This is a genomic window from Streptomyces changanensis (genome assembly GCF_024600715.1).
GTDB classification, from domain to species: domain Bacteria; phylum Actinomycetota; class Actinomycetes; order Streptomycetales; family Streptomycetaceae; genus Streptomyces; species Streptomyces changanensis.
The window spans coordinates 56,876-81,337 of the sequence record NZ_CP102332.1 but is presented as its reverse complement, the minus strand read 5'-3'; the positions used below and the strand labels follow the sequence as shown (position 1 = coordinate 81,337).

Sequence of the window (24,462 nt, the reverse complement as noted above, 5' to 3'; positions counted from 1 at the left end):
CCGACGCCGCGGCGAGCAGGGCGGTGGCGAGCGGGACGGCGCCGAGCAGCGGGGCGGCGCGCAGGCGGCGGGCGGTCACGTCAGCGGGGAGGCCCGGCCGGTGCCGGCGCGCTCGTGGCGCTCCGGCGGATGCGGCGGAGGCGGCGGAGACGGCCCTACGCGGCGCTCGGGACGCGGGGCGACCCGTGCCGTCCCTGCGGCCGTGGAGGCGCCGGCCGTGCCGAGTCGTACTGGTCGCCCGCCCGCGCCGCCGCCACGCGGTCAGGCCGACCCCACCACCGAGATGACCGGACGGGTACGCACGTCAGGAGGCCGTGGGCGAAGGCGCTCGCGGTCAATTGGCCCGCTCCGAGGCGACGGCGTGGAACTGCGCATCGCGCCGATCCCGGGCGGGCGCCGGCCGGCGCCCTGATCCGTCGGACCGCGCTCCGGGACATCACGATCCGGTCAAGAGGTGCCCTGGGGGTCTTGATTCACTGGCGTGTAATCGATTCCATGCTCCCGTCGATGTAATCGATTCCACGCGTGCCGGCCCCGTGCCGGCACCACTGATCCACAAGGAGGTGGAGCGGCGATGGCCAGTATCAAGGACGTCGCAGCGGAGGCCGGCGTCTCCGTCGCCACGGTCTCGCGCGTCCTGAACGACCACCCGTCGGTCAGCGCCGACGCACGCACCCGCGTGCTGGCCGCCGTCGAGACCCTCGGCTACCGCCCGAACGCCGTCGCCCGCTCCCTGCGCACGGACCAGACCCACACCCTCGGCCTGGTCATCAGCGACGTACTGAACCCGTACTTCACCGAACTGGCCCGCTCCGTCGAGGAGGAGGCCCGCGCGCTCGGCTACAGCGTCATCATCGGCAACGCCGACGAGCGGCCCGACCTCCAGGACCACCACGTGCGCAACCTCCTGGACCGCCGGATCGACGGCCTGCTCGTCTCCCCGACGGACGGGGGCTCGCCGCTGATGCTGGACGCCGCCCGGGCAGGGACGCCCATGGTGTTCGTGGACCGGTGGATCCCGGGCGTGGACGTGCCGGTCGTCCGGTCGGACGGGCGGGCCGCCGTACGGGACCTCGTGGCGCACCTGCACGGGCTCGGGCACCGGCGGCTCGCGATCATCGCGGGCCCGGCGGCGACCACGACCGGCCAGGAGCGCGTGGAGGCCTTCCGCGAGGCGCTCGGCGCGTACGGGCTCGACCTGCCCGACGCCTACACAGGGCAGGGCGACTTCCAGGCCGAGAGCGGCCGCCGGGTCACCGAGGGGTTCCTCGCCCTGGCCGAGCCGCCCGAGGTCGTGTTCGCGGCCGACAACCTGATGGCGCTCGGCGCGCTGGACGCGGTACGCGCGCGTGGCCTGCGCGTACCGGACGACCTCGCGCTGGCCGCGTTCGACGACATCCCGTGGTTCGTGCACACCGATCCGCCGATCACGGCGATCGCCCAGCCGACGGGCGAGCTGGGCCGGGCCGCCGTACGGGCCCTGGTCGACCGCATCGAGGGACGGCCCGGCGAGTCCGTCACCCTCCCCGCCCGCCTCGTCGTACGCCGCTCCTGCGGCGAGAACCCCGACGGGAACCCCGACGGCAACCCCGTGACGAACAGGAGCCAGTCGTGAGCAACACGGAAGAGTTGCTGCGCATCGAGGGCATACGCAAGACCTTCCCGGGCGTGGTGGCGCTGGACGGCGTCGACTTCGACCTGCGCCGGGGAGAGGTGCACGTGCTGCTCGGTGAGAACGGCGCGGGCAAGAGCACCCTCATCAAGATGCTCTCCGGCGCCTACACCCCCGACGCCGGACGGATCCTGGTCGGCGGCGAGGAGACGCGCGTCCAGGGCGCGCAGGACTCCGAGCGGCTGGGGATCGCCACGATCTACCAGGAGTTCAACCTCGTACCCGACCTGACGGTCGCCGAGAACATCTTCCTGGGGCGCCAACCGCGCCGCTTCGGCGTGATCGACCGGAAGAGGATGGAGGCGGACGCCGAGGTCCTCCTCGCACGGGTGGGCGTGAACGTGTCGCCCCGCGCGCGGGTGAGGGAACTCGGCATCGCCCGCCTGCAGATGGTCGAGATCGCCAAGGCGCTCAGCCTGGACGCGCGCGTGCTGATCATGGACGAGCCGACGGCCGTGCTCACCTCCGAGGAGGTCGAGAAGCTCTTCGCGATCGTGCGCAGGCTGCGCGAGGACGGCGTCGGGATCGTCTTCATCACGCATCACCTGGAGGAGATCGCCGCCCTCGGCGACCGGGTGACGGTCATCCGGGACGGCAAGAGCGTCGGGCAGGTCCCGGCCTCCACGCCCGAGGACGAACTCGTACGGCTCATGGTCGGCCGCTCGATTGAGCAGCAGTACCCGCGCGAACGGGCCGACCGAGGCGCCGCGCTGCTGTCCGTCGAGGGGCTCACCCGGGACGGGGTCTTCCACGACGTCAGCTTCGAGGTGCGCGCCGGCGAGGTCGTCGGCGTCGCGGGGCTCGTCGGAGCCGGCCGTACCGAGGTCGTACGGGCGGTCTTCGGGGCCGACGCGTACGACCGGGGCACCGTGAAGGTCGCCGGCACCCCGATCGCCAAGGACGACGTCAACGCGGCCATGACCGCCGGCATCGGGCTCGTCCCGGAGGACCGCAAGGGCCAGGGACTGGTGCTGGACGCGTCGGTCGAGGAGAACCTCGGCCTGGTGACGCTGCGGTCGGCCACGCGCGCCGGGCTCGTCGACCTCAAGGGCCAGCGCGAGGCCGCCGCGCGGATCGCCGGGCAACTCGGCGTGCGGATGGCCGGACTCGGCCAGCACGTGCGGACGCTCTCCGGTGGCAACCAGCAGAAGGTCGTCATCGGCAAGTGGCTGCTCGCCGACACCAAGGTGCTGATCCTCGACGAGCCGACGCGCGGCATCGACGTCGGCGCCAAGGTCGAGATCTACCAGCTCGTCAACGAACTCACCGCCGCCGGCGCGGCCGTCCTGATGATCTCCAGCGACCTTCCCGAGGTGCTCGGCATGAGCGACCGGGTGCTGGTGATGGCCCAGGGCCGGATCGCCGGTGAACTCTCCGCCGGAGAGGCGACCCAGGACGCCGTGATGGCACTCGCCGTCAGCGCCCCGACGACCCCGAACACGACCGGAACGGAGGCCCCCCGTGGCCACTGACACGCTCAAGAGCACGACGGGCGCGGGTGGCGCCTCGGGGGGCCTGCGCCGCCTCCTGCTCGACAACGGCGCACTCACCGCGCTCATCGTCCTCGTCATCGCGATGTCGGCGCTGTCCGGTGACTTCCTCACGACGGACAACCTCCTCAACGTCGGCGTCCAGGCGGCCGTGACCGCCATCCTCGCCTTCGGCGTGACCTTCGTGATCGTCTCGGCGGGCATCGACCTGTCGGTCGGCTCGGTCGCCGCGCTGTCGGCCACGGTCCTCGCCTGGAGCGCCACCTCGGCGGGCGTCCCGGTCTTCCTCGCCGTGCTCCTCGCCGTGGCGACGGGCATCGTCTGCGGCCTGGTCAACGGCGTCCTGATCTCCTACGGCAAGCTGCCGCCGTTCATCGCGACGCTGGCCATGCTGTCCGTGGCCCGAGGCCTGTCCCTCGTCATCTCCGAGGGGTCCCCGATCGCCTTCCCCGACTCCGTCTCCCACCTCGGGGACACGCTCGGCGGCTGGCTGCCCGTGCCGGTGCTGGTGATGGTCGTCATGGGCCTGATCGCCGCCTTCGTCCTCGGCCGGACGTACATCGGCCGCTCCATGTACGCCATCGGCGGCAACGAGGAGGCCGCTCGGCTGTCCGGCCTGCGCGTGAAGAAGCAGAAGCTCGCCATCTACGCCTTCTCCGGCGTCTTCGCCGCCGTCGCCGGTGTCGTGCTCGCCGCCCGGCTGTCCTCCGCGCAGCCGCAGGCCGCCGACGGCTACGAACTGGACGCGATCGCCGCGGTCGTCATCGGCGGCGCCTCCCTCGCGGGCGGTACGGGCAAGGCGTCCGGCACACTGATCGGCGCACTGATCCTGGCCGTGCTGCGCAACGGGCTGAACCTGCTGAACGTCTCCGCGTTCTGGCAGCAGGTCGTCATCGGCGTCGTCATCGCGCTGGCGGTGCTGCTCGACACCGCCCGCCGCAAGGCCGGCGCGACGCCGGCCGCGGCCGGCACCGGCGGCGACAAGGGCAGGCAGGCGGCGACGTACGCGCTCGCGGCCGTCGTCACCGTCGCGATCGTCGGCGCCACGTCCTTCCTGCACAACGGCTCCTCCGCCACGAGCGGCCCGAGGATGGGACTGTCGCTGTCCACCCTCAACAACCCCTTCTTCGTGCAGATCCGGGCGGGCGCCGAGGCCGAGGCGAGGAAGCGGGGCGTGGACCTCACCGTCACGGACGCCCAGAACGACGCCTCCCAGCAGGCCAACCAGTTGCAGAACTTCACCAGTGCCGGCCTCGACGCGATCATCGTCAACCCGGTCGACTCGGACGCGGCCGGCAACTCGGTGAACGCGGCGGGCAAGGCGAAGATCCCGGTCATCGCGGTGGACCGGGGCGTCAACAAGGCTCCGGTGGACACGCTCGTCGCCTCCGACAACGTCGCCGGCGGTGAACTCGCCGCCAAGACCATCGCCGAGAAGCTGGGCGGCAAGGGCAAGATCGTGATTCTGCAGGGCCAGGCCGGCACCTCCGCCGCCCGTGAGCGCGGCCAGGGTTTCGCCAACGGCCTCAAGGCCTACCCGGGCATCCGGGTAGTGGCCCAGCAGCCCGCCGACTTCGACCGCACCAAGGGCCTCGACGTGATGTCGAACCTGCTCCAGGCCCACCCGGACGTCCAGGGCGTCATCGCGGCGAACGACGAGATGGCCCTCGGCGCGATCAAGGCGCTGGGCTCCAGGGCCGGCACGTCGGTCTCGGTGGTCGGCTTCGACGGCACGCCTGACGGACTCAAGGCGGTCGAGGGCGGCACGCTGTACGCGTCCGTGGCGCAGCAGCCGTCCCAGCTCGGCCGGATCGCCGTGGACAACGCCCTGAGGGCGCTCCAGGGCAAGGAGGTCGAGGAGACGGTGAAGGTGCCGGTCAAGGTGGTCACGAAGGAGAACGTGGCCGGCTTCACCGGCTGACATCGGGGAACGGCCGGGCGGTCGTCCACCACTGGTGGGACCGCCCGGCCATGTCACTCACATGGGGAGACAACGCATGTACGACTACGACCTGCTGGTCGTGGGGTCGGCCAACGCCGACCTGGTGATCGGAGTGGAACGCCGGCCCGCCGCCGGCGAGACCGTGCTCGGCTCCGACCTGGCCGTCCACCCGGGCGGCAAGGGCGCGAACCAAGCGGTCGCCGCCGCCAGGCTCGGCGCCCGTACGGCTCTGCTGGCCCGGGTCGGCGACGACGCGCACGGCCGGTTGCTGCTGGACTCGCAGCGTGAGGCCGGCGTCGACACGGTGGGGGTCCTGGTGGGCGGTGCGCCGACCGGCGTCGCGCTGATCACGGTCGACCCGTCCGGGGACAACAGCATCGTCGTCTCGCCGGGCGCGAACGGCCGGCTGGCCCCGCAGGACGTACGGGCCGCGGCCAGCCTCTTCCAGGGCTCCCGGGTGGTCTCGGCGCAGTTGGAGATCCCGCTGGAGACGGTCGTGGAAGTCGTACGGAACCTGGCGCCGGGCAGCCGGTTCGTGCTCAACCCCTCGCCGCCGCGCCCTCTGCCGCCGGAGGTGCTGGCGGTCTGTGACCCGTTGATCGTCAACGAGCACGAGGCGAAGGTGATCCTGGGCGGCTCCGCCGTCGGGGACGCTCCCGAGGACTGGGCGCGGATCCTGCTGGCGAAGGGTCCGCGGTCGGTGGTGGTGACGCTGGGCTCGCAGGGCGCGCTCGTGGCGTCCGCGGAGGGCGTCAGCCGCATCGCGTCCGTGAAGGTGGACGCCGTGGACACGACGGGCGCGGGCGACGCGTTCACCGCCGCGCTGGCCTACCGGCTCGCTGCGGGCGAGTCCCTGGCCCAGGCGGCGGCGTACGCGGCTCGGGTCGGGGCGGCGACGGTGACGAAGGAGGGCGCGCAGGCGTCCTTCCCGACGGCGGCGGAGGTCGCCGCCCGGTGAAGAGGACCGGAATACTCAACCGCCACCTCGCCGGTGCGCTGGCCGAACTGGGCCACGGCCACGAGGTGCTGGTGTGCGACGCGGGCATGCCCATACCGGACGGCCCGCGTGTGGTGGACCTGGCCTTCAGGGCCGGGGTGCCGGCGTTCGCGGAGGTCCTGGAGGGGCTGCTGGCGGAGCTCGTCGTCGAGGGCGCGACGGCGGCGGAGGAGGTACGGCGGGCGAATCCGCAGGCGGCGAAGCTGCTGGACGGTCGCTTCCCCGCGCTGGACCTCGTCCCGCACGAGCGCCTCAAGGAGCTGTCGGCGGGGGCCCGGCTGGTCGTCCGCACGGGCGAGGCACGGCCGTACGCGAACGTGCTGCTGCGCTGCGGCGTCTTCTTCTGAGACCACCGGGCTCGCCCCGCCGCGCCCGGGGCCGGGCGGGCGTGGTGGCGCCGTCCGGCCGGTACCGGGTCCACGGGCGGCCGCATCGCACCAGCCCTCGCCGCGGTCCCGCGCTCGGGACGCCGGTGCCCGCCACGCCCCGCCTGCCGACCCGTCGGCGACGCGCCACCTCGGCCGCCTCAACCCCGGCGGACGTACGGGAGGCTCGCGTGTGATCGGAGCCGTGCGACGATCGCCCGTGAACCCGAGGAGGAACCAGTGCGGTTGCGTGATGTCTCACCCGACGACGTCGACGTCTACGTCCGGATGCGGTGCGATCCCGTCATGATGGCGGGCCTCGGCGGGCCGCTGCCGCGTGAGGGGATAGCGGACAAGGTCCGCCGGGACATCGAGCAGGCGAGCGCCGACCTCGCCTGGATCAAGATGATCGTCCCCGACCCCGCCACCCCCGAGAAGGTGGCCGGGACGGTGACCCTCTGGTCCCATGACGCCGGCGACGCTGAGGGCGACGGACCGGTCTCGGAGATCGGCTGGATGGTCCTGCCGGAGTTCCAGAGGCAAGGATGGGGCAAGCGTGCCGTCCGTGCCCTCCTGGAGCAGGCCCGGGACCAGAACCGCTGGGGAGTGGTGCACGCCTTCCCGGCGACGACCAACGCCGCGTCGAACGGCATCTGCCGCTCGGTCGGCTTCCGCTTCCTCTCGGAGGTCGACATGACGTTCGCCGGCCGGGCCTTCAAGGCCAACCACTGGACCGTCGACCCGAGGACGGACCTGGCCTGACGACGCCCTGCGCGCCGTGGCGTGCCAGTGCCGCATCCGGCGCCGCGGCGAGGGGGCACGCAGCAGGGGACCGCGGGCTTCCCCATCCCCGCGCTCACGGACGGGCCGGCCCGTCCGCTGCCGGGCGTCGGCGCCAGGCCCGGCACGCGTTCACCATCGCGCCGGAACCGGCGGCCGCCATGATCACCGGGATGGCGGGATGGCGGGATGGCGGGACGCGGGGTGTCGGGGTGTCGGGATGGTGGGATGGCGGAGTGTCGGGGTGTCGGGATGCCGGGGCGCCGGCCACCGCCACCGGCCGGTCGGAGAGGACGGCGCACTCACGGCAGGGCTCCGGCCCGGACGGTCCCATTGGCGTCGCCGCCACCAAGCCCGGTCCGAGCCGGCCACCACTGCGGTCAGCCCCCGAACTGCCTGAGCGCACCCGCGCCCGTGAGCAGCGGATCCCGGGGCGCGGTCCCGCGTCACGCGACGAGCGGGTGGGCGGCGACGGCGCCCACCCCGGCCCACGGCCGCGGTCCCGGCCGCTCGGTCCCCGGGTGGAACGCGGTCGTCTCGAACGGGGACGTGCCCCTACGCCGTCCCACGGAGCACCACGGACCGCACCTGCGGCATCAGTACGCCCGGGGCCGTCCGGGGTGGCGCGCATCGGCTGCGGGTGGTACACCTGCCCGTCCTTCATCACCTGCTGGCAGGTGTACGGGGTGGGCCCCATGGGCCGCACCGAGGTGTGCTCGTCACCTTCGGTGTGCTCACGGCCCCTCGACGTACAGGAACTCCGGGCCGTACGTCCTGCCGCTTCCGTCGGGCAGTTCCCGCTCCATCAGGGCCCGCGCCTTGGGGCCCATCTGGAACATGTGGCCCACGGCCTTCCCCACCTCGGCCCTGGCCGCGCTCGGGTCGTCCGTCCGCCACGCCTTCTCCAGCGACCGCAGCATCGAGCTGAATTCTCTGTTGAACAGGTCGAGGGCCTGCTGGACCTCGGGGCTGGGCGCGTTCTCGCCGCCGTTGGCCCACCCGCCTCGCGGAACCCTCCCCATGGGGTGGGCCGGGGGGAAGGGCACCTCGTCGCCGGTGAAGTCCCACATGTCCGGGGATTCCGAGACCTTGACCAGCTTCCTGCCGTGAAAGAGCTCCCGGAACGCGTAGAAGTGCGCCAGTTCCCCTTCCTTGCCGGGGAAGGGGTTCTCGGGCGAGGCGGAGGTGCCCTCGCCCTGTTCCTTGATGACCTCGATGGCGCCGCGCACCTTCTCGATGCTGTCGAGCGGGACGATGTCGTTGCCCTGTCCGTGATGGGTCATGGGGTAGGCGAGCTGCCGGGTGCCCCTGATCAGGTGCCGGTGCGCCTCGAACGCTTCCTCCACCGCGGTGTAGAAGGCCCCGATCGAGGTGAAGGTCTCGTACTCGGCCACGGGGTGGTCCGGGCGTTCGATCTCGGAGAACATCTCGACCGAGGCCTTGCTCAGGCCCTCCAGGAACACGGTCAGTTCGGGCCGTACGCCACCGGGCAGCGGGTACTCGTACTTCGGCGCCACGTTCGGGTCGGCGAGGATAGGAGAGCCACCGATGGTCGTGAGCATGTTGCACACCAGGCCCATGTGGCTCATCTCGTCGAAGATGACCCTCCGGATGGTGTCGTAGACCGGCCCCGAGCCTTCCTTGATCGACCACATGGCACTCGCATACGGGCCGATGGTCGCGATCTCCACCATGATCGCCTGTTGCAGGGCGTTCTTGAGCCAGACCTCGTCGCGGTCCACGGGGAGGACCTCCATCAGTTCGACGATGGCGTTGCTCTCGTATGCGAGAACTGTGGTCATGGCATGCCCTTCGGGTTCACGGGTGGACTGCGTTCGTGTGGGGTGTGCGCCAGGTCCGCTTGCCGGTGACGCCGATCCGTTGCCGTGTGCGTGCCGGGCCGGTGACGCGCGTACAGACGACCAGGGGGATCCCCGGTGGGAGCCGCCGCGCGAGGTGCCGGCGATCGCCTGGACGCTCGGGTCACCGGCCGGGCACTCGGCCGCATTGATGAGTCCCGGGCCGGGTCGCTCGGGACGCGGGGCTGCCTGCCGGCGACGGGCAGGTGCTCCGGGTGGGGCCTACCGCGTGAAGTTCACGTCGATGACCTGGTAGAAGGCGTGGCCGGTGTCGGCGACCTCCCACACGCCGAGGATCACGTGATAGCCGGAACGCGCCGGCAGCTTGATCGTGTGCGGCTTGTCGAGGTTCGGGTCGTGAGGGGCCTCCGGCATCTCCCAGTGCGGGATGTCGCCGTACGGCTTGTACGTCGCGAACGGCTCGGGTTCGAACTGGGCGCGGCTCAGCGGCGCCGTGGGGTCCCAGCCCTCCTTGGTCACGAAGTAGTTGAAACGACGCGTCCGGTGCTTCATCGTGAAGTTCCACTGGAACGGAACCTCAGCGCCTGACTGCAGGTCGTTCTTGGGCCAGTCACGCACCTCGTCGAGCCTGGCCGCCGCCGGCTCGCTTCCGCCACTGGCGATCCGGCCGTCCGGCGGTACCGGCTTGGGTCCGCTGGGGGTGTCCGTCGGCACGTCCGGATCGGCCAGCCCGACCTGGGTCGCCGGGAAGAACTTGCCCGCTTCCAGCCCGCTGGACGGCCAGCCGCCGTTGAATGCGATGTCCGCCCGGGAGCGCGGGTGCGTCATCCACCCGTGCCGTGGAGCGGCCTCCACGCGATCTTCCGTGGCCATGTCTCTCTCCGTTCGCCGTCGATGCGTTGGGCATCGGTGGTGTCCGCTCACGAGGCGGCGAGGCGCGCGGCGTCAGGGCGGCCGCTTCGCCACGGCGTGAGCGCGAGGTCACCGAATGCTACTCTCTGTACATGATATTTTCACGCAGCGTGACCATTCGGGGAGTGTCGTCGGCCTCCGGGGCGCCTGCCGAGCCGGGCCGGGGGAGCGTGCACCGATGCTCGGACCGCTGCGCCGACAGGACCACCTACCCGTAGGCAGTGCCGAGGCGGTCGCGCGGGAGCCGGGAGCCACCGCCCACTCGGCGCACCGTCACCGGAGCGGCGCACGCCGGTGCCTCCGCCGCTCGCCGACCCTCGCCCGCGGTCCGGCGCCCCGGGCGTTCGGACAGCCGGGTCCCGGCCGCCGCGCGGAGCTGCGGGCGTCTCGGCCCGCCCGCTCCCCGTCGAGCCCGGCACCCTGCCGGGCCCGCCCGGCCGGCGAGCCTCCCCCCGCGGAGTCGTCCGGTTGCCGCGCGGTCTGCTCCGGGTCGTCGACCCGTTCTGCGACCACCGGGCGTTTTCGGGGTAGGCGGGCGCCATGTTCTTCTTCAGTAACCGGGTCGGCTGTCTGGGTTCGCTGCTCATCAGCGTGACGGCGACCGCCATCCTGTACATGATCTTGGCACGCTGATCCGGCTGCTCGGCTCCGGCGCCGACGGCCTGGCGATCGCTGTCCTTGGCCGGCCTGCGCCGTGCGTCGCCTGCCGGGGCTGTGCGGCCCGAGCCCGGCCGCCCGGCGCCGGGACCGCCCGGGAAACCGGATGGACCCGTGAACGTGTCACCGGTCAGGGAGCCGGGCCCGCCCCGACCGCCTGCTTCCCGCGGCGGGGGGAGCGGCCGCGCCGTCGCACCGCCGCCTGCTTCCCGGGTCACCCCTACCGCGTGCTGCACTGGCCCGGCCCTGCCCGCGCGGCCGCCGATATCGTGCCCGCCGGGCCGCTGTCGGTACGCCGCACCCGCCAGCGCGCCCAAGCGGCCTGACCTGATGCAGCTGTGGGACTTCGGGCCGCACGCCAGGTCGACCTGGTCCGGCTGCTCGGGTCCGACGCGGCCGCCATGACCCGCACCATCAAGCGGCTCGAACACGCCGGGTTCGTGCGCCGTCGTCCCCGCCCCACCGACAGGCGGGCAACGATCATCGAGCCCACCGAGGCCAGCCTGGCCCTGCGCCACCAGGTCGACGAGATCTGGGCGGAGCTGGAGGAATGCACCGCCGGGGAAATGCCGGAGAATCGGCAGGCCGAGGTTGTCCGGGTCCTGGAACAGATCGAGGCGAGCCTGACCCGCGCCGCGACCCGGCACGCGCAACAGGAGACCGGCGGCCCGGCCGCACCACCCGAAGGGCTGGCCGACCACGTGTAGCCGGCCCCGCCGGGGGCGAACGGGCGACGGCCAGGGAGTCGCTGCGGAGCGTCGGTGGCGCAGAGGCCAGGGGCCGGAGGCGGAACACCGACCGTGCAGGACGGTGGCGGTGTGCCGGCTTGCGGCGACGCTCACGCGTGCGCGGTCGGGCCGGTGCAGGCGATCGGCAGCCCGAAGGCCGGCGCCCGGTGATGCCGGGGGAGTGGGCGAGCGCGACCCGTCAGTGAGACCGGCGGGCGTTGAGCCGGGCGGCCTGGCGGGTGAGGTGGTCACGCTCGGCGAGGTTGGTGGCCTCGTGGGCCGCCTCGGCGTACAGCCGTGCCGCCGTCGCCAGGTCGCCGTCGCGCTCGTGGAGGTACGCCGCCACCGCGGTGTGGCGGGGGACGGGGTGTCCCCTGCTCGACCGGAGCCGGGAGCTCGGGGAAGAGGCGTCCAGCGCCGCGAGCGCCGCCAGACCGGCGCGCGGCCCTTCGGCCTCCCCGACGGCTACGGCGCGGTTGAGCCGCACGACCGGGCTGTCGGTGAGGCGCGTCAGCTCGTCGTACCACTCGACGATCTGCAGCCAGTCGGTCTCCTCGGCTGTGGGCGCGTCGGCGTGGAGCGCCGCGATGGCGGCCTGGGCCTGGAACTCGCCCAGCCGGTCGCGGGCGAGGGCCGCCTGGAGGATGCCGACGCCCTCGGAGATCAACGCGGTGTCCCAGCGGCCGCGGTCCTGCTCGGCGAGCGGCACCAGGCTGCCGTCGGACGCGGTCCGCGCGGCGCGCCGCGCGTGGTGGAGGAGCATGAGGGCGAGCAGCCCGGCCACCTCGGGGTGGTCGATGCGGGCCGCGAGCTGCCGGGTGAGCCGGATGGCCTCGGCGGCGAGGTCGATGTCGCCGGAATAGCCCTCGTTGAAGACCAGGTAGAGGACGCGCAGCACGGTCGCGACGTCGCCGGGCCGGTCGAAGCGCACGTCGGAGACGGTGCGCTTGGCCCGGCTGATGCGCTGCGCCATGGTCGCCTCGGGCACCAGGTAGGCCTCGGCGATCTGGCGGGTGGTCAGCCCGCCCACGGCGCGCAGCGTGAGCGCGACCGCCGATGCCGGGGACAGTGACGGATGGGCGCACAGGAAGTAGAGCTGGAGCGTGTCGTCCACCGCGGGCGCCGGCCCGGGCGCCGGCTCCTCCTCGACGCGCTCCTCACGCCGGCGGCGGGCCGCGTCGGCACGGGCCGCGTCGAGGAACTTGCGCCAGGCCACGGTGACCAGCCAGCCCTTGGCATCCCGCACGGCGTGTCCCATGCCCGAAGAGGCCGGGGAGGGGCCGGCCGTCCAGACCCGCAGCGCCTCGACCAGAGCCTCCTGCACGGCGTCCTCGGCCGCCGCGAAGTCGGCTCCGCGGCGGACGAGGACGGTGAGCACACTCGGCGTGAGGCTCCTGAGCAGCTCCTCGTCCATCGGTGACGTCACTCCGTGATGGTGGGCCGGGCGGTCAGGAAGGGGCGCACCTCCAGCCACTCGTGGATCGGCTTGCCCCCCGCCCCGGGGGCGGCCGACAACTCCCCGGCCAGCTCGACGGCGCGCTCGTGACTGTCGACGTCGATGATCATCCAGCCGGCGATGAGGTCCTTGGTCTCCGCGAACGGTCCGTCGGTGACCGGCGGGCGCCCCTCGCCGTCGTAGCGGACCCACGTTCCCTCGGGGGCGAGCGCCTGCCCGTCGACGAACTCGCCCGTCTTCTCCAACCGGGCCGCGAAGTCGTTCATGTACTGCACATGTGCCGAGATCTCCTCCGGACTCCACCGGTCCATCGGCACGTCGTTGACCGCGGCCGGGGCGCCGCGGTAGTGCTTCAGCAGCAGGTACTTGGCCATCGTGCTTCTCCTCGGTGCTCGTGCGACCCATTGTGGTCGCGTTCACCCCGGGGACGGAGCCGGACGCGCGTTCTCGACATCGCCGGCCACCCTTTTTCGGGGCTCTCGACCTGCCGGACTGGACCTAGGCATCGGCGAGGAGGGGGTCGTACGGGGTGCTCGTGCGGCGGCCCGACATGAAGGACACGAAGTCGCCCACGAAGGCGCTCCGGCCGTAGGCGCCGTCGGTGACGGTGATGTCGCGGTGGAAGGCGGTGCGGAACAGGGCCCGGTACTCGTCCGCGTCGATGCTCCCGCTGCCGTCCCTGTCGGTGGCGTCGAAGAGCACCTCGGCGACGCGGATGAGCGCGGGGCCGGCGAGGGAGGGGACGGCGGCGGCGTACTCGTCGGCGCTGACGCGGCCGTCGCCGTCCGTGTCGAGGGCGGCCTGGAGTTCGCGCCACCAGGCGGCGAAGGCGTCGTAGAGCCGGGTCTCCTCGGGTTCGTCCAGGTCGAGGCGCGTGGAGAGCTCGCGGGCCATGGCGGCGAGGTCGGGCCAGTCGAGGTGGCCGTCGCCGGTCTGGTCCAGCACCTGGCGGAAGAACTCCTCCGCCGAGCGCCGGCCCTCTCCCGCGCCCGTCGAGGGTGCCGGATCGGGGCCGGGGTCGGCGTCGCCCAGTGGGGTGAGGAGGCGGAGCAGGGCCGAGGCCCGCTTCATGCGGGCGCGCAGGGCGGCGACCGTGCGGGCGCGAGGGTCGTCGCCGCCGGGCGAGAGGGAGAGGGTGTCGATGATGCTCTCGGCGTTGATCCAACCCTCGGGCAGGAAGCGGGCGAGCCCGGCCGCGAGGTAGGCGCCCTGCATGAGGGTCGGGGCGCCGGGCATCTCCGGCAGGCCGGCTCGGCGCCGGTACGGCTCGGGGAGCGAGGCGACGGTGATCGCGCCGAGGAGCGGTCCGGCGACAGCCCGGCCGGCCGCCCACAGCGTCGGCGCGCCGTCGAGCAGCGCCGGGGCGGGCAGGTGGTCGAAGAGCCGGTAGAGGATGATGCGGGCCGCCTCGGTGTTCTCCAGCTCGTCCCCGACGACCCGGTCGAAGTACCGCCAGAAATCGTGGAGGTCCTCCGGGAGTTCGCCGGCGTCGCCGTCGAGCGCGGCGAGGTACGCGCGGTACTCGGCGTACATCCGCTCCATCGTGTCCTGGTCGAGCGGCTGGCCGCTCAGCCTGCACATGGTGACGGCGCTTTCGAAGAGGGTGGCGACCACCCAGGCGCGGGCCTCGCGGTCCATCGCGTCGTAGGCGCGGCCGCGGGAGTCGGAGCCGCTCATGCGGGCGTGCAGCCGGTTGAGCCGGGCGGCCTCCCGCTCGCGCACCGCCGGGTCGCTGCCGAACATGCGCCGCATGCTGAGGAAGGTGTTGCGGAGCCGGCGCCAGGGATGGGCGACGAAGGTGGAGTTGTCGACGAGGGCGGCACCGATCTGCGGGTGAGCGGCCTCCAGCACGGTGGCGCGGATCATGGCCAGCGCCCAGCGCGGGTCGTCGAAGAAGGTGGGGAACTGTGATTCCGGGCCGAACAGGGGCGGCTCGTCGGCGGTTTTCGTGGTTCCGATGGTCATGCTGGGTCTCCGTTCGTCCAGGGCGGCACGCCGCCGAAGCGGCGGTCGCGGCGCCGGTAGGTGTGCAGGCAGGCGAGGAAGTCGGGGGCCCGGAAGTCCGGCCAGAGCACCTCGGGGAAGACCCACTCGGCGTAGGCGACCTGCCAGAGCATGAAATTGGAGATGCGCTGCTCGCCGGAGGTGCGGATGACGAGGTCCACGTCGGGGGTGTCGGGGAACGGCAGGTGGTCGGCGAAGAGCCGCTCGGTCACCTCGTCGGCGGGCGTCCCGCTGCGGATCAGCGACCTGGCGGCCTCGACGATGTCCCGGCGCCCGCCGTGGTCGAAGGCGACGGTCAGTGTCATCCCCCGGTTGTCGGCGGTCAGCGTCGTCAGGTCGTCGAAGTCCCGGGCCAGTCCCCGGGGGATGCGCGGGTCGGCGACCCCGAGGAAGCGGCAGCGGATACCGCGGGCGAGGAGCAGCGGCGCGTGCTTCCGTACGACCCGGCGGACCAGGCGCATCAGGTAGTCGACCTCGGTGCCGGGACGGTTCCAGTTCTCGGTGGAGAAGGCGTACAGGCTGAGCCACTCGACGCCGGCGGTCCGGGCCGCCTCGATGATGTCGATGACGGTGGTCTCGGCGGCCTGGTGGCCCGCCGTGCGGGGGAGCGAGCGCCGCTGCGCCCAGCGGCCGTTGCCGTCCATCACGCAGGCCACGTGACTCGGCACCGCGCGCGCCGGCCCGTCGTCCCGCCGCTGCTCGCCGGGCCCGTCATCGCACTGCGTCCCGCCCGGCCGGTCCTCGGTCGCCACGCGTGCGCGCGGGACGCCGTGGTCCGTCACGCCTGGCCCCGTCCCGACCGGAGCGGCAGGACCCGTCATACCACGTTCGGCCACGCCCACCCCGTCTCGCCCGTCTCACCTCGCCCACGCGTCGCCCGGGCGCTCCTTCGGGGAGTCTGGCAGTCCGAAAGGGCCTGACCGGCCGAAACAGGTGACCGTCACCCTTGGTCCGTACGTCCGAGTCCCTCGTGCCAGCCGGCAGGGGACGGGCGCGATGGGCCTGCGGCGCGTGAGCCGGGAGCGGCGCTCCGTGGTGTGGGCGTGTGGGCTCGGTACGGCGCGATGAGCCCACACGGTCACTCGCCACACGGTCGCTCGTGAGGCGCGGCAGGAAACCGACCGGGGCAGGGCCTCCGGAGGTCTCCCGCGCGGCGAATGAGATCATGAGGGCCGGAAACGCCGCCGTGCGGCGACGCGGGGGAGGACAGAGCGTGGCCCAGGGGCGGATGACGTACAACGTGCGGTACGGGACACCCTTGCCGGTCGTCGTCCGCAACGGCGACGGCACGGGGCGCGAAGGGGACGTCACCGTCGGACTGCTCCACCGCGCGCCCGACGGCCACGGAGGCGTCGCGCACCCTGCCACCCGTGCCTTCGACATCCTCGGTGAGGGCCGGACCGCGATCGCCCGGGTGTCGACGGAGGAGACAGGCTCGCACGTGAGCGGACGTCCCGCCGTGTACCGCGTCGACGACCCGTACGGCGCCCCGCTGGGCCGGATCACGTACCGGCGCGGCCTCGCCCTGCGTGGCGCCCGCGCGCGCTGGACCGTCGAGTCGGTGACCGGACACTCCGTGCGCGGCTTCCGTGGACGCCTGTTCTGGTGGGTGGTGTGGTGGCCCGTCGGTCTGCCCGTGAGCCTGGTGTGGCTGGTCCTGTCCCTGCTCGGCGAGGGCGACGACGCCTTCGGCAAGCCGCGCAGGGTCATCTGGCGTGACTCCTCAGGCAGGGCGAGCCTCGTCTTCCGCGGGGTCGCGGACGAATACCGGGTCCTCGACGGGAGCTGGGACCCCCGGCTGGTGGCCGCGCTGCTCGGTCTGCACCAGTCGTACGACCCGTCGGAAGGCAGCGGCGAGAACGGCTGGTACGCGAGGCCCTGAGCCGGGAGCAAGGGCATGACCACGGGCCGGGGAAGCTCGCCTCGTTCCCCGCCGCCCAGCCCCGCACCGCCTGGTTTCCCACCTCCGCCGTACCACCGTCCGCCGCACCACCGTCGGCTGCGGGCCGCCTGTCCGTTCCCAGGGCCGCCTGCTGCCGGAAGCGATCCGGGTGCTCCGCAGCGACCCGGGCGGCCCACGGTCCGGCCCGATCACTCATCGGTGACCAGGGGTGCAGCCCTCATCCTCGCCTCGCTCCCGATGCGGGCATGACGTGCGACGGAAAGTCCTGGGCCGGTGGAAGGCGCGGGGCGGGATTCTCCCGCGCGACGGTGCGCAGCGCTGCGACGACGGCCGTGGTCGTCGGCTTCGCGGTCTCGGCGCGACGCGTTGCGGCGAACAACAGACGCATGATCGGGTCGTCCTCGATACGTGCTGTGCGGAACCCGGGCGCCGCCGGGTCGATGACCGTCCGGGGGGCGAGCGCGGTGGCGAGCCCGGCCCGTGTGAGGGTGAGCTGGGTGGCGATGTCGGCAGTGACGTAGCGCGTCGTGGGTGTGAAGCCGGCCTGGTGGCAGGCGTGCGGGACGGCCTGCCCGCAGTCGGTGGTCGGTGGCGGCGCGGCAAGGCTGTGCGAGGCCGGTTCTCGCAGGGCGACCGGCCGCTCGTCGCCCTCAACCTAGGGGGCGGGCGCGCCGCAGGGGTACCTCAAGAGCATGGCTTCGCCGTGTGCCGGGCGGTGCCGACAGAGATGCCGGAGCCGGCCGCGAGCCGGATGAGGGGGCGTGCCGGCCAGTACACCAGACGGACCGGGGCACGCTGGTGCGGCGGAAACTCGCAGCGGCGGTCACCCTCCCGGGTGGCGGTGAGCATCGTGACCGATTCGGCCCGGGTGTGAGGAAGGTCGAGTGCGGCAGGATGGACAGCCGACTCGGTTGATCTGTCCATGCGTTGAGAGCGGCCTCCCGCTCCCGGCCACCCACACGGAGAAGACGGCCGACGGCCTCGGCGGCCAGACCCGACTCGCCCACCACATTGTCCGCTCGGACCTTCTGGTCCAAGACGGCGTGGGCCACGGCAGTCAGCCCGGTCGGCCCGATCCTCACCCCCCGACGGTACGGAAGGCAGACGCATGTTGTTCGACTGGGCCGCCTGGCAGCACTCCTGGAACGCCCCGCACTCCACGTCCGACCTGGTCTTCCGAAGTCTGTTCGCCGTCATCCTCGCTGTCGCATCGACCGGACCGCTCAGAGAGTTCAACACCGCCTCCAGCTGGCGGGCAGGCACGGTGGGGGCTCGCATCGGCGGCTTCCTCACTCCCGCCTGGGCTCGTGTCGCACTGTTCTGCGCAGTGCTGCTGTCCGGCGGCGCCTTCGCGGCGAATGTGCTCGCCCCGGTCGCCGTCGCCGTGATGACGGCGTGCTTCCTGCTCCTGGCGACGGTCTATCTGTCGCAGGAGTTCGCCGGGACCGTCACCGAAGAGGACGACGGCAGCCGCCACTTCACGGTTCACCACCACCTGCACCTGCTGGGGATGGCGGCGCTGGCCATCACGGCCACCGGGCTGTGTGCCGCCGCCGCGGGGTACGGCGCCACCTCGCATCGGGCCACCGTGTGGATGGCGCAGGGACTGTGGGGGACGATCCCCGCGCACTACTTCGTGTCGGCCGTTTCCAAGATCCGCAAGCGTGGCCTGCGCTAACCCGATCCGCGGCTCTTCCCCTTCTACGTCACGCTCTTCGCCCGCTTCGAGGCCGGCGACGGCAAGGCGGTGACGCGAACCGGCCCGGGCTGGGCCCTGGCGCGTCGGCCGCGCTGGGGTGTCGTGACCCTGTGGGTCGTACTGCTGTTGGAACTCTCGACCCCGTTGGTGATCCTGGGTACAGCGCCCCGCGCCGTGATCTGCGGGAGCCTGCTGCTGTTCCACCTCGGGTCGCTGTGGGTCCTGTCGGTCGACTTCCGGGAGAACGCCATGCTGGTGGCGCTGGGCATGCTGCCGCTCCCGTTCGTCGGCGGGCCCTGGGTGAGCCTCGGACCGCAAGCCCCGGCGGTCATGGTGTTCGCCGCCGCGACCGTGCTTTCCCTCGCCTTCGACGACCGGGTCTACCCCTTCTCCAACCTCCCGATGTTCGCCGCCGCGTACCGGCCCGCGTCCGTGGTCACCCTGCGTTCCCCCGACGGCTCCGAGATCCACCCCACCCCCGAGGTCGTCAACTGCTCCACCTCCGGCCTGTCGCGGGAGTACTCGGCCGCCGAGTCGTCCTCCGACGCGTTGGATGCCTTCGTCACCCAGGTCCGCCGTCGAAACGCCGCCGCCCCCTCCCCGTTGCCTGACGGCGCCACGCTCTGGGTGGAGACCGTCGACGTCGACCCCGCGGGTACGGTCCGCACGTCGCAGCGCAGGTTGTGCTCTCTGTTCCCGTCGACCGCAGACGGCCGCTGAGCGGCCCACCGGGGGAGCCGGCTGCCGTGGTCGCCGTGCCGTCCCCTGCCTACCGGGCCGTCACGGGGGCAGGCCGCATCTCCGCCGGGTTGCGGTCACGTGCCGCCCGGCCGCCGCCCCTCGCGTGTGCCGCGTACCGCCTTCCGTCCCCGAGGGGGCCGGTCGGCCATGTCACTCGGTACGTCCGCAGGTCGGCAACGGTTCGCGGTGAGACGGGATCAGAAGCGTCCCCAGTCGCTCCTGCCAGGGTGGCGTAGGGGAACACGGGCGGGCAGGCGGACGAAGTCTGAGTGAACCGTTGACGCGCAAGCGCTTCGATTCTACGGTCTCGTCCGATGACACGATCGCCGTTCGGTATATCGGACGCCCTCGGCGACGGTCCCCACCATCGAAAGGAGAGCCAGTGAGCCGTCACCACTGCCACGACAGCCAGGACAGCGGCACGCAGAAGTCCGGCGTCGACCCCTCGAATCGGAGCTACGGATGGCCCGTCGCCTCCTGACCCTGCTCGCGGCCCTCCTCCTCGGCATCGGCGTGGCACAGGCCGCGCCCGCCGCCGAAGGCCGCCCGTACACCAACCCGGTCAAAGCCCAGAAGGGCGCCGACCCCTGGATCTCCTACCACCAGGGCCACTACTACCTGGTGACGACGAGCTGGACCCACGTCATCACCATGCGCAAGTCACCCACCCTGGCCGGGCTCGCCACCGCGCCAAGCGTGCAAGTGTGGGACGGCAAGGCCGACCACGCCTCGCGCTGCTGCAACATCTGGGCCCCGGAACTGTACTTCGCCGGCGGCCGCTGGTACCTCTACTACACGGCGGGCGAGGCCGGCACCGATTTCGGTTCGCAACGCACGCACGTCCTGGAGAGCAGCGGGTCCGACCCGCAGGGCCCCTACCACTACAAGAACCGCCTGCAGCATTCCTCGCAGAGCGGCTGGCTCATCGACGGCAGCGTCATGACGGTCGGCGGCAAGCTGTATCTCCTGGCCAGCGCCTGGCAGGGCAGCAACCAGAACGTGCTGATCGCCCCGATGTCCAACCCCTACACGGTCAGCGGCGCGTTCACCACCATCTCATCCCCCACCCACGCCTGGGAGAAGGTGGGCTCGAACGTCAACGAAGGCCCTGAGGTGCTCCAGCGCGGCGGCCGAACCTTCGTGATCTTCTCGGCGAGTGGCTGCATGACCCCCGACTACAAGCTGGGGCAGCTCGAACTCACCGGCCCCGACCCGCTCGCCGCGTCCTCCTGGACCAAGAAGTCCACGCCCGTCTTCCAGCGCGACGACGCGGCGGGCGTGTACGGCCCCGGTCACAACGGCTTCTTCACGTCACCGGACGGCACCGAGGACTGGATCGTCTACCACGCCAACGACTCCGCCTCCGACGGCTGCGACAACGGCCGTACGACGCGGGCGCAGAAGTTCACCTGGAACACCGACGGCACCCCGAGATTCGGGAAGCCGGTCGCTCTCGGCACCACCCTGCCCGGCCCTTCGGGCGAGAGCGCGGCCACCCCGACGGCGTACACCCTCACCAACCGCAGCAGCGGCAAGTGCCTGGAGGTGGCGGGCGGTTCGACCGCCGACGGCGCCAACGTCCAGCAGGGGGGTTGTGACGGCGGCAGCGACCAGAAGTGGCGGATCGAGGACCGGGCCGACGACACGAGCCGCCTGGTGAACGTGGCGAGCGGCAAGGTCCTCGACACCGCCGACTGCTCCACCGCCGACGGCGCGGCTCTGCGTCAGTGGTCGTGGCTGGACAACACCTGCCAGAAGTTCCGCCTCATCACCACCGACGCAGGCTGGATCCGCCTGACCAATCAGGCCACCGGCAAGGTCGCCGACGTCGCCGACTGCTCGGCAGCGGACGGAGCCGACGTACGCCAGTGGACCTGGCTCGGCAACAGCTGCCAGCAGTGGCGGGTCAAACCGGCCTGACCCTGTTCCCGGCCGCCGACGGGCTCGACCACGGCGAGGCATGCGGGGCTCCGCGGGCCCTGCGCTGGGTCGTGCACGGCCGAATCCCAGGGCCCCCGGCCCCCGGCGCCCGGACGCGGCCGCGGCCGTGGTCGTGACCGTGGCCGCGCCGGGCAAACCCGTCACGCTCACCTGGTGCCGGGGCCGCCCGCGCACATCGTGCACGGCCGGGCGATGGGATGCAGGTACAGCTGACCTGTGATCACGACGTGAGGCGGCGGCAGGCTCTGGACGCGGGCCGCGGGGATGTCCCCGAGGACTGGCGGCACGACGTGACGCCCAGCCCTGGGGGACCCCGTCGCGAGCCCGTGCCGAAGCCGGCGTCGGTGGTGTCGCCCGCCAGGCGGGTCCGCCTTTCTCCTGGTCGCGCTCGTGGCCGCCGGTCCGTCGGAGGCTCCACCAGGGCGGCGACGGGAGAGGGCGGGGCCTCGCGTCGAGGGGCACCCGTCATGGACGGACCGGCTGCGGACTTGCGCGGTCCTCGAACACGGCCCCCGAGGACGACCATGATCTTCAGCGGTCATGATCTCGTGGTCTGACGGTAAGGGAGGTGTGGCGAGGTCGGTGCTGGTGCACACTTCTTCGCTGTGGAGATCATGGAGGGCGAGCTACGGCGTCTTCGGTCCGGGCCGAGGGCCGAGGACGACCGGCAGCGGCCGTTTCTCGTACGGGTCCGGTTCACCGCCAAGGACCCCACCCAGGTCATCGCCGACGCGCGTACGGTGCTGACGCGCGTGGTCGAGCGGACAGGCGACTGGCCCGCAGATGAGCGGTGGCCGCGGCTGCTGCCGACGTGGTTCGTCCAGCGGTGCGCGCCCGAGCCCGTGGAGCCAGGGCCTGACGAGCCCTTCGATGTCGAGGCGTGGCTGCGCCAGTGGCAGGCGATGACGCCGGAGCAGAGGGCGGTCGCCAGCCGGGGGCCGTGGACGTTGTCGGACTGGCTGCACCACTTCGACCCGACCGAGGAAGGAGCGGGTGACGATCGCAGCTGGTGGTGGTGGCACGCGGGTACCGATGAATCGGGAGGCGGTTGGGTTCAGGTGGCCACTACCGGCTGGCCGTTCGGCAGCGGTTCGCTGTCCTGGCTGATCGAGGCCAGCGGCGGCACGGATCTCGCCTACGGACCGTAGGCGTCACGCACCGCGCGCGCCACTCCTTCGGCAGCGACTGACAGGCAAGATCACGGCCTACGGCTGGAGCGCCGAGGGTTCAGGTGATCGACAATGAGCGCATGGACGTCCCTGAGCTGCTCCGATCAGTTTCCCTGCTTGTTCCGGAAGAGACCGCCACCGAGAACGACATCACGGTGCGAGACATCTGGGACTACCTCGTCCACGACGAGTGGGAGATCGCCCTGGGCCTGCTGGAGGAACTCGGGGACGGTCGCTCGCTGCCTCTGGCGTTTTGGGAGCAGCTCGCCGAAGCGGCTGAGCAGCTGCGGCTTGAGCGGAGCGCGGCCTGGTGCCACTGGCGGTGCTCCGAGATCCGTCACGGCGTCATCCGGGCGGACCTGACGCTCCGTCCTGCCGCTGAGGCGCGACGCACCACGGCAATCTCCGGCGCCGGTGTTCTGCGACCCATGTGGGACATCGGACACCTCTCGCCCACCGGTGGACGTGCGGTCAGTATCGCCTCGCTCTGGGTTGAGAACATGCCCATGCTGGAGCCCGGAGGGCGGGCCACGGTTCGCCTCGTGCCCCTCACTCCCTCCCACTGGACGCACCTCCGGCCCGGCCGGCAGATCACCATGCACGAGGACCGAAGCGTGGCCGGCACCGCCGTCATCCTGGAGGTTCACGGTCCTGCCATCGCCATGCCGACGGGATGACGTGACTGGCTCACCGCTTCCCTGCCGGTGCACACGTTCTCCTACTTGCCGCAGATCCCAGCACTCGAGAAGGTCCGGCCACCCCGGAGACCTCCGCGCCCACCCGCCGGTCCACCGCGAAGTCACGGGGCCTTCGGGAGTGGATCACGAGCGCCCGTGGCTGTCGTCTGTGCATCACGTCGGTGGCGGGTGACGGCACGCGGCTTCACCGAAGGGATTTGAGGGAGTGTCAGCAGCATGTCCGTCACACCATCCGCTGTCGAACGTGTGCGTGTTTCCGCGGAGCCCGACTGGTACGAGGCAGCCGGCATCTCGCTCGGCATCCGGGTCGGGAACCTGGTCTTCACATCGGGACAGGCCCCGATCGACGCCCAGGGGGCCCCGGTCGGCGTGGGGGACTTCGAGGCCCAAACCCGTCAGGCACTCGCGAATCTGTCCACGGTGCTGACGAACGCGGGATCGAGCCTCGCCGACACGGTCAAGGCGACCGTGTTCGTCACGGAGATCACGCAGCAGGGCGTCTTCGCCAGACTGCGCGCGGAACACTTCCCGGACAAGCCGCACCTCGCGGAGTCGTTCGTCGAGGTCTCCTCACTCGCCGACCCCGAATGGATGATCGAGATCGAGGCGATCGGCCTCGTTCGCTGAGGCCATTCCCGGCCCGACGCCGTGCCGCCACACGCCGTCGGGCACCGGCCGCCGCTCCGTCCGGTGGCGCACCGCAGCCGGGCCGCACGTCCGCCTACGACTCCGATGCCCCCGACTCCGCGGAGACGGCCTAGCCCTGCGCCGGGTTGTCGTGCAGCTTGCGCCGTTCCCCCCGGTTGGGGTGGCGGATCGCCACTCCTCCCGCGCCGCCGGAACCAGTGAGCCGGATCAACGGAGTCCCCGGTAGCCGGTCGGGGGTGGTCTTGTCCGTCAGGCCGCCGACGCCGGGATCCATGCCGCTGGTGTCTGCAGCCCAGGCGTCGGGGATGACGATCGTGACACCGGACGTCTCCCCGTACGCCTCCACTGTGACCTCCGTGCGGCGGCACTCGACCCGGGTGAAGTCGATCTTCACACCCCCCAGGCCTCCGCGAGCGATCACGTGCCCGGGAACTTCCCAGCGTCCGGGGCCGCGAGACGCGCCGTACATGCCGCCCTTGAGTACCAGTGGGGACTGGCTCTCAGGGGAGGTCAGCCTCGGCAAGTCGGCGGTCAGAACGGCCAACTCGGCGTGGGTCTTGGCCGTCAACGCCTGCTCCAGACGGGAATCCAACTCATCGAAATCGATTCGCCCCTCGGCTGCCGCATCGCGCAGCTGCTCCACCACTGCTTCCCGGTCATCGTGAGAGGCGCGGAGTTCTTCTGACGGGGCGGGTCGCGGAGAGGGCTCCGGAGGCTGGGTAGTCATGGCCATGAGGATAAGCGGCCGGCGAACCGGCCGACCGGGACCGGGATCGGGCGGACTGGGCGGGCGGAGACGGCACATTCCAGGTGGTGCCGATGAACGCGCCGGTCTTCCGT

The 24,462-nt window shown here is 72.1% G+C and carries 21 protein-coding genes and 2 pseudogenes; 14 read left to right on the top strand and 9 right to left on the bottom strand.

Annotated features, from left to right (window positions below):
- The first annotated feature begins 574 nt into the window (after positions 1 to 574).
- The 6 genes from NRO40_RS00320 (at position 575) to NRO40_RS00295 (ending at position 7,228) form a co-directional block, all read left to right on the top strand.
- Positions 575 to 1,615, top strand: coding sequence for a LacI family DNA-binding transcriptional regulator (locus NRO40_RS00320; protein WP_058940072.1), 1,041 nt, complete (start codon positions 575 to 577; stop codon positions 1,613 to 1,615).
- Positions 1,612 to 3,144, top strand: a complete 1,533-nt coding sequence (locus NRO40_RS00315; RefSeq protein WP_058940073.1) for a sugar ABC transporter ATP-binding protein — start codon at positions 1,612 to 1,614, stop codon at positions 3,142 to 3,144. Before NRO40_RS00320 ends, NRO40_RS00315 begins: the two co-directional genes overlap by 4 nt.
- Positions 3,134 to 5,083 carry an ABC transporter permease/substrate-binding protein gene (locus tag NRO40_RS00310; protein WP_058940074.1) on the top strand — a complete coding sequence of 650 codons (1,950 nt, stop codon included), beginning with the start codon at positions 3,134 to 3,136 and terminating at the stop codon, positions 5,081 to 5,083. Before NRO40_RS00315 ends, NRO40_RS00310 begins: the two co-directional genes overlap by 11 nt.
- 76 nt (positions 5,084 to 5,159) lie before the next feature.
- The gene (locus tag NRO40_RS00305; RefSeq protein ID WP_058940075.1) at positions 5,160 to 6,062 is read left to right on the top strand and encodes a ribokinase; all 903 of its coding nucleotides are present in this window, start codon (positions 5,160 to 5,162) and stop codon (positions 6,060 to 6,062) included.
- Positions 6,059 to 6,448: a D-ribose pyranase gene (rbsD, locus tag NRO40_RS00300; protein WP_058940076.1), complete on the top strand. Its 390-nt coding sequence runs from the start codon at positions 6,059 to 6,061 to the stop codon at positions 6,446 to 6,448. The genes NRO40_RS00305 and rbsD overlap by 4 nt, the downstream gene beginning before the upstream one ends.
- A gap of 258 nt (positions 6,449 to 6,706) precedes the next feature.
- The gene (locus tag NRO40_RS00295) at positions 6,707 to 7,228 is read left to right on the top strand and encodes a GNAT family N-acetyltransferase (protein WP_058940077.1); all 522 of its coding nucleotides are present in this window, start codon (positions 6,707 to 6,709) and stop codon (positions 7,226 to 7,228) included.
- Positions 7,229 to 7,980: 752 nt separating this feature from the next.
- On the opposite strand, the gene NRO40_RS00290 is transcribed toward NRO40_RS00295, so the two are convergent.
- Complete coding sequence (locus NRO40_RS00290) at positions 7,981 to 9,048, bottom strand: ferritin-like domain-containing protein (RefSeq protein WP_058940078.1); 1,068 nt, start codon at positions 9,046 to 9,048, stop codon at positions 7,981 to 7,983.
- A gap of 279 nt (positions 9,049 to 9,327) precedes the next feature.
- Positions 9,328 to 9,939, bottom strand: a complete 612-nt coding sequence (locus tag NRO40_RS00285) for a lytic polysaccharide monooxygenase auxiliary activity family 9 protein (protein ID WP_079046734.1) — start codon at positions 9,937 to 9,939, stop codon at positions 9,328 to 9,330.
- A 1,034-nt stretch (positions 9,940 to 10,973) separates the two neighbouring features.
- Here NRO40_RS00285 and NRO40_RS00280 point away from each other — a divergent pair.
- The gene (locus NRO40_RS00280; protein WP_058940080.1) at positions 10,974 to 11,342 is read left to right on the top strand and encodes a MarR family winged helix-turn-helix transcriptional regulator; all 369 of its coding nucleotides are present in this window, start codon (positions 10,974 to 10,976) and stop codon (positions 11,340 to 11,342) included.
- Between the two features lie 220 nt (positions 11,343 to 11,562).
- Here NRO40_RS00280 and NRO40_RS00275 read toward each other — a convergent pair whose 3' ends face one another.
- The 4 genes from NRO40_RS00275 to uppS all read right to left on the bottom strand — a co-directional run bounded on the left by NRO40_RS00275 (position 11,563) and on the right by uppS (position 15,467).
- Positions 11,563 to 12,777, bottom strand: a complete 1,215-nt coding sequence (locus NRO40_RS00275; RefSeq protein ID WP_058940081.1) for an RNA polymerase sigma factor — start codon at positions 12,775 to 12,777, stop codon at positions 11,563 to 11,565.
- A gap of 8 nt (positions 12,778 to 12,785) precedes the next feature.
- Positions 12,786 to 13,193: a YciI family protein gene (locus NRO40_RS00270; protein WP_058940082.1), complete on the bottom strand. Its 408-nt coding sequence runs from the start codon at positions 13,191 to 13,193 to the stop codon at positions 12,786 to 12,788.
- A gap of 124 nt (positions 13,194 to 13,317) precedes the next feature.
- Positions 13,318 to 14,784: an oxygenase MpaB family protein gene (locus tag NRO40_RS00265; protein WP_058940083.1), complete on the bottom strand. Its 1,467-nt coding sequence runs from the start codon at positions 14,782 to 14,784 to the stop codon at positions 13,318 to 13,320.
- A complete protein-coding gene (gene uppS, locus NRO40_RS00260; protein WP_058940130.1) occupies positions 14,781 to 15,467 on the bottom strand; it encodes a polyprenyl diphosphate synthase in 687 nt (228 codons plus the stop codon). Before uppS ends, NRO40_RS00265 begins: the two co-directional genes overlap by 4 nt.
- 569 nt (positions 15,468 to 16,036) lie before the next feature.
- Here uppS and NRO40_RS00255 point away from each other — a divergent pair.
- Positions 16,037 to 16,705 carry a hypothetical protein gene (locus tag NRO40_RS00255; RefSeq protein ID WP_157901772.1) on the top strand — a complete coding sequence of 223 codons (669 nt, stop codon included), beginning with the start codon at positions 16,037 to 16,039 and terminating at the stop codon, positions 16,703 to 16,705.
- A 238-nt stretch (positions 16,706 to 16,943) separates the two neighbouring features.
- Here the strand turns inward: NRO40_RS00255 and NRO40_RS30725 are convergent.
- Both NRO40_RS30725 and NRO40_RS00250 read right to left on the bottom strand, forming a co-directional pair.
- Positions 16,944 to 17,357, bottom strand: a pseudogene (locus NRO40_RS30725) (LysR substrate-binding domain-containing protein); the annotation flags it as partial.
- 80 nt (positions 17,358 to 17,437) lie between these two features.
- Positions 17,438 to 17,650, bottom strand: a pseudogene (locus NRO40_RS00250) (hypothetical protein); the annotation flags it as partial.
- 184 nt (positions 17,651 to 17,834) lie between these two features.
- Between NRO40_RS00250 and NRO40_RS00245 the strand changes: the two are divergent.
- From NRO40_RS00245 to NRO40_RS00220, 6 genes are all read left to right on the top strand, one after another.
- Positions 17,835 to 18,404: a hypothetical protein gene (locus tag NRO40_RS00245; RefSeq protein WP_058940085.1), complete on the top strand. Its 570-nt coding sequence runs from the start codon at positions 17,835 to 17,837 to the stop codon at positions 18,402 to 18,404.
- Positions 18,405 to 18,527: 123 nt separating this feature from the next.
- Entirely contained in the window at positions 18,528 to 19,145 is a 618-nt protein-coding gene (locus NRO40_RS00240; RefSeq protein WP_058940086.1) for a hypothetical protein, read from the top strand.
- A 483-nt stretch (positions 19,146 to 19,628) separates the two neighbouring features.
- A complete protein-coding gene (locus tag NRO40_RS00235; RefSeq protein WP_058940087.1) occupies positions 19,629 to 21,086 on the top strand; it encodes a family 43 glycosylhydrolase in 1,458 nt (485 codons plus the stop codon).
- A 635-nt stretch (positions 21,087 to 21,721) separates the two neighbouring features.
- Positions 21,722 to 22,255, top strand: coding sequence for a hypothetical protein (locus NRO40_RS00230; protein ID WP_058940131.1), 534 nt, complete (start codon positions 21,722 to 21,724; stop codon positions 22,253 to 22,255).
- Positions 22,256 to 22,356: 101 nt separating this feature from the next.
- A complete protein-coding gene (locus NRO40_RS00225) occupies positions 22,357 to 22,953 on the top strand; it encodes a hypothetical protein (RefSeq protein WP_058940132.1) in 597 nt (198 codons plus the stop codon).
- Between the two features lie 267 nt (positions 22,954 to 23,220).
- The gene (locus NRO40_RS00220; protein ID WP_232790912.1) at positions 23,221 to 23,601 is read left to right on the top strand and encodes a RidA family protein; all 381 of its coding nucleotides are present in this window, start codon (positions 23,221 to 23,223) and stop codon (positions 23,599 to 23,601) included.
- A 130-nt stretch (positions 23,602 to 23,731) separates the two neighbouring features.
- On the opposite strand, the gene NRO40_RS00215 is transcribed toward NRO40_RS00220, so the two are convergent.
- A complete protein-coding gene (locus NRO40_RS00215; RefSeq protein WP_058940133.1) occupies positions 23,732 to 24,349 on the bottom strand; it encodes a DUF1707 SHOCT-like domain-containing protein in 618 nt (205 codons plus the stop codon).
- Positions 24,350 to 24,462: the final 113 nt, after the last annotated feature.

What these genes read in the sequence shown, in the direction of transcription:
- NRO40_RS00230 (WP_058940131.1), top strand. Translation starts at nt 21,722, where the DNA reads ATGGAGGGCGAGCTACGGCGTCTTCGGTCCGGGCCGAGGGCCGAGGAC.
- NRO40_RS00285 (WP_079046734.1), bottom strand. Translation starts at nt 9,939, where the DNA reads ATGGCCACGGAAGATCGCGTGGAGGCCGCTCCACGGCACGGGTGGATG.
- uppS (WP_058940130.1), bottom strand. Translation starts at nt 15,467, where the DNA reads ATGGACGGCAACGGCCGCTGGGCGCAGCGGCGCTCGCTCCCCCGCACG.
- NRO40_RS00245 (WP_058940085.1), top strand. Translation starts at nt 17,835, where the DNA reads ATGTTGTTCGACTGGGCCGCCTGGCAGCACTCCTGGAACGCCCCGCAC.
- NRO40_RS00235 (WP_058940087.1), top strand. Translation starts at nt 19,629, where the DNA reads ATGGCCCGTCGCCTCCTGACCCTGCTCGCGGCCCTCCTCCTCGGCATC.
- NRO40_RS00305 (WP_058940075.1), top strand. Translation starts at nt 5,160, where the DNA reads ATGTACGACTACGACCTGCTGGTCGTGGGGTCGGCCAACGCCGACCTG.
- NRO40_RS00320 (WP_058940072.1), top strand. Translation starts at nt 575, where the DNA reads ATGGCCAGTATCAAGGACGTCGCAGCGGAGGCCGGCGTCTCCGTCGCC.
- NRO40_RS00290 (WP_058940078.1), bottom strand. Translation starts at nt 9,048, where the DNA reads ATGACCACAGTTCTCGCATACGAGAGCAACGCCATCGTCGAACTGATG.
- NRO40_RS00270 (WP_058940082.1), bottom strand. Translation starts at nt 13,193, where the DNA reads ATGGCCAAGTACCTGCTGCTGAAGCACTACCGCGGCGCCCCGGCCGCG.
- NRO40_RS00275 (WP_058940081.1), bottom strand. Translation starts at nt 12,777, where the DNA reads ATGGACGAGGAGCTGCTCAGGAGCCTCACGCCGAGTGTGCTCACCGTC.
- NRO40_RS00215 (WP_058940133.1), bottom strand. Translation starts at nt 24,349, where the DNA reads ATGACTACCCAGCCTCCGGAGCCCTCTCCGCGACCCGCCCCGTCAGAA.
- NRO40_RS00225 (WP_058940132.1), top strand. Translation starts at nt 22,357, where the DNA reads ATGGACGTCCCTGAGCTGCTCCGATCAGTTTCCCTGCTTGTTCCGGAA.
- NRO40_RS00265 (WP_058940083.1), bottom strand. Translation starts at nt 14,784, where the DNA reads ATGACCATCGGAACCACGAAAACCGCCGACGAGCCGCCCCTGTTCGGC.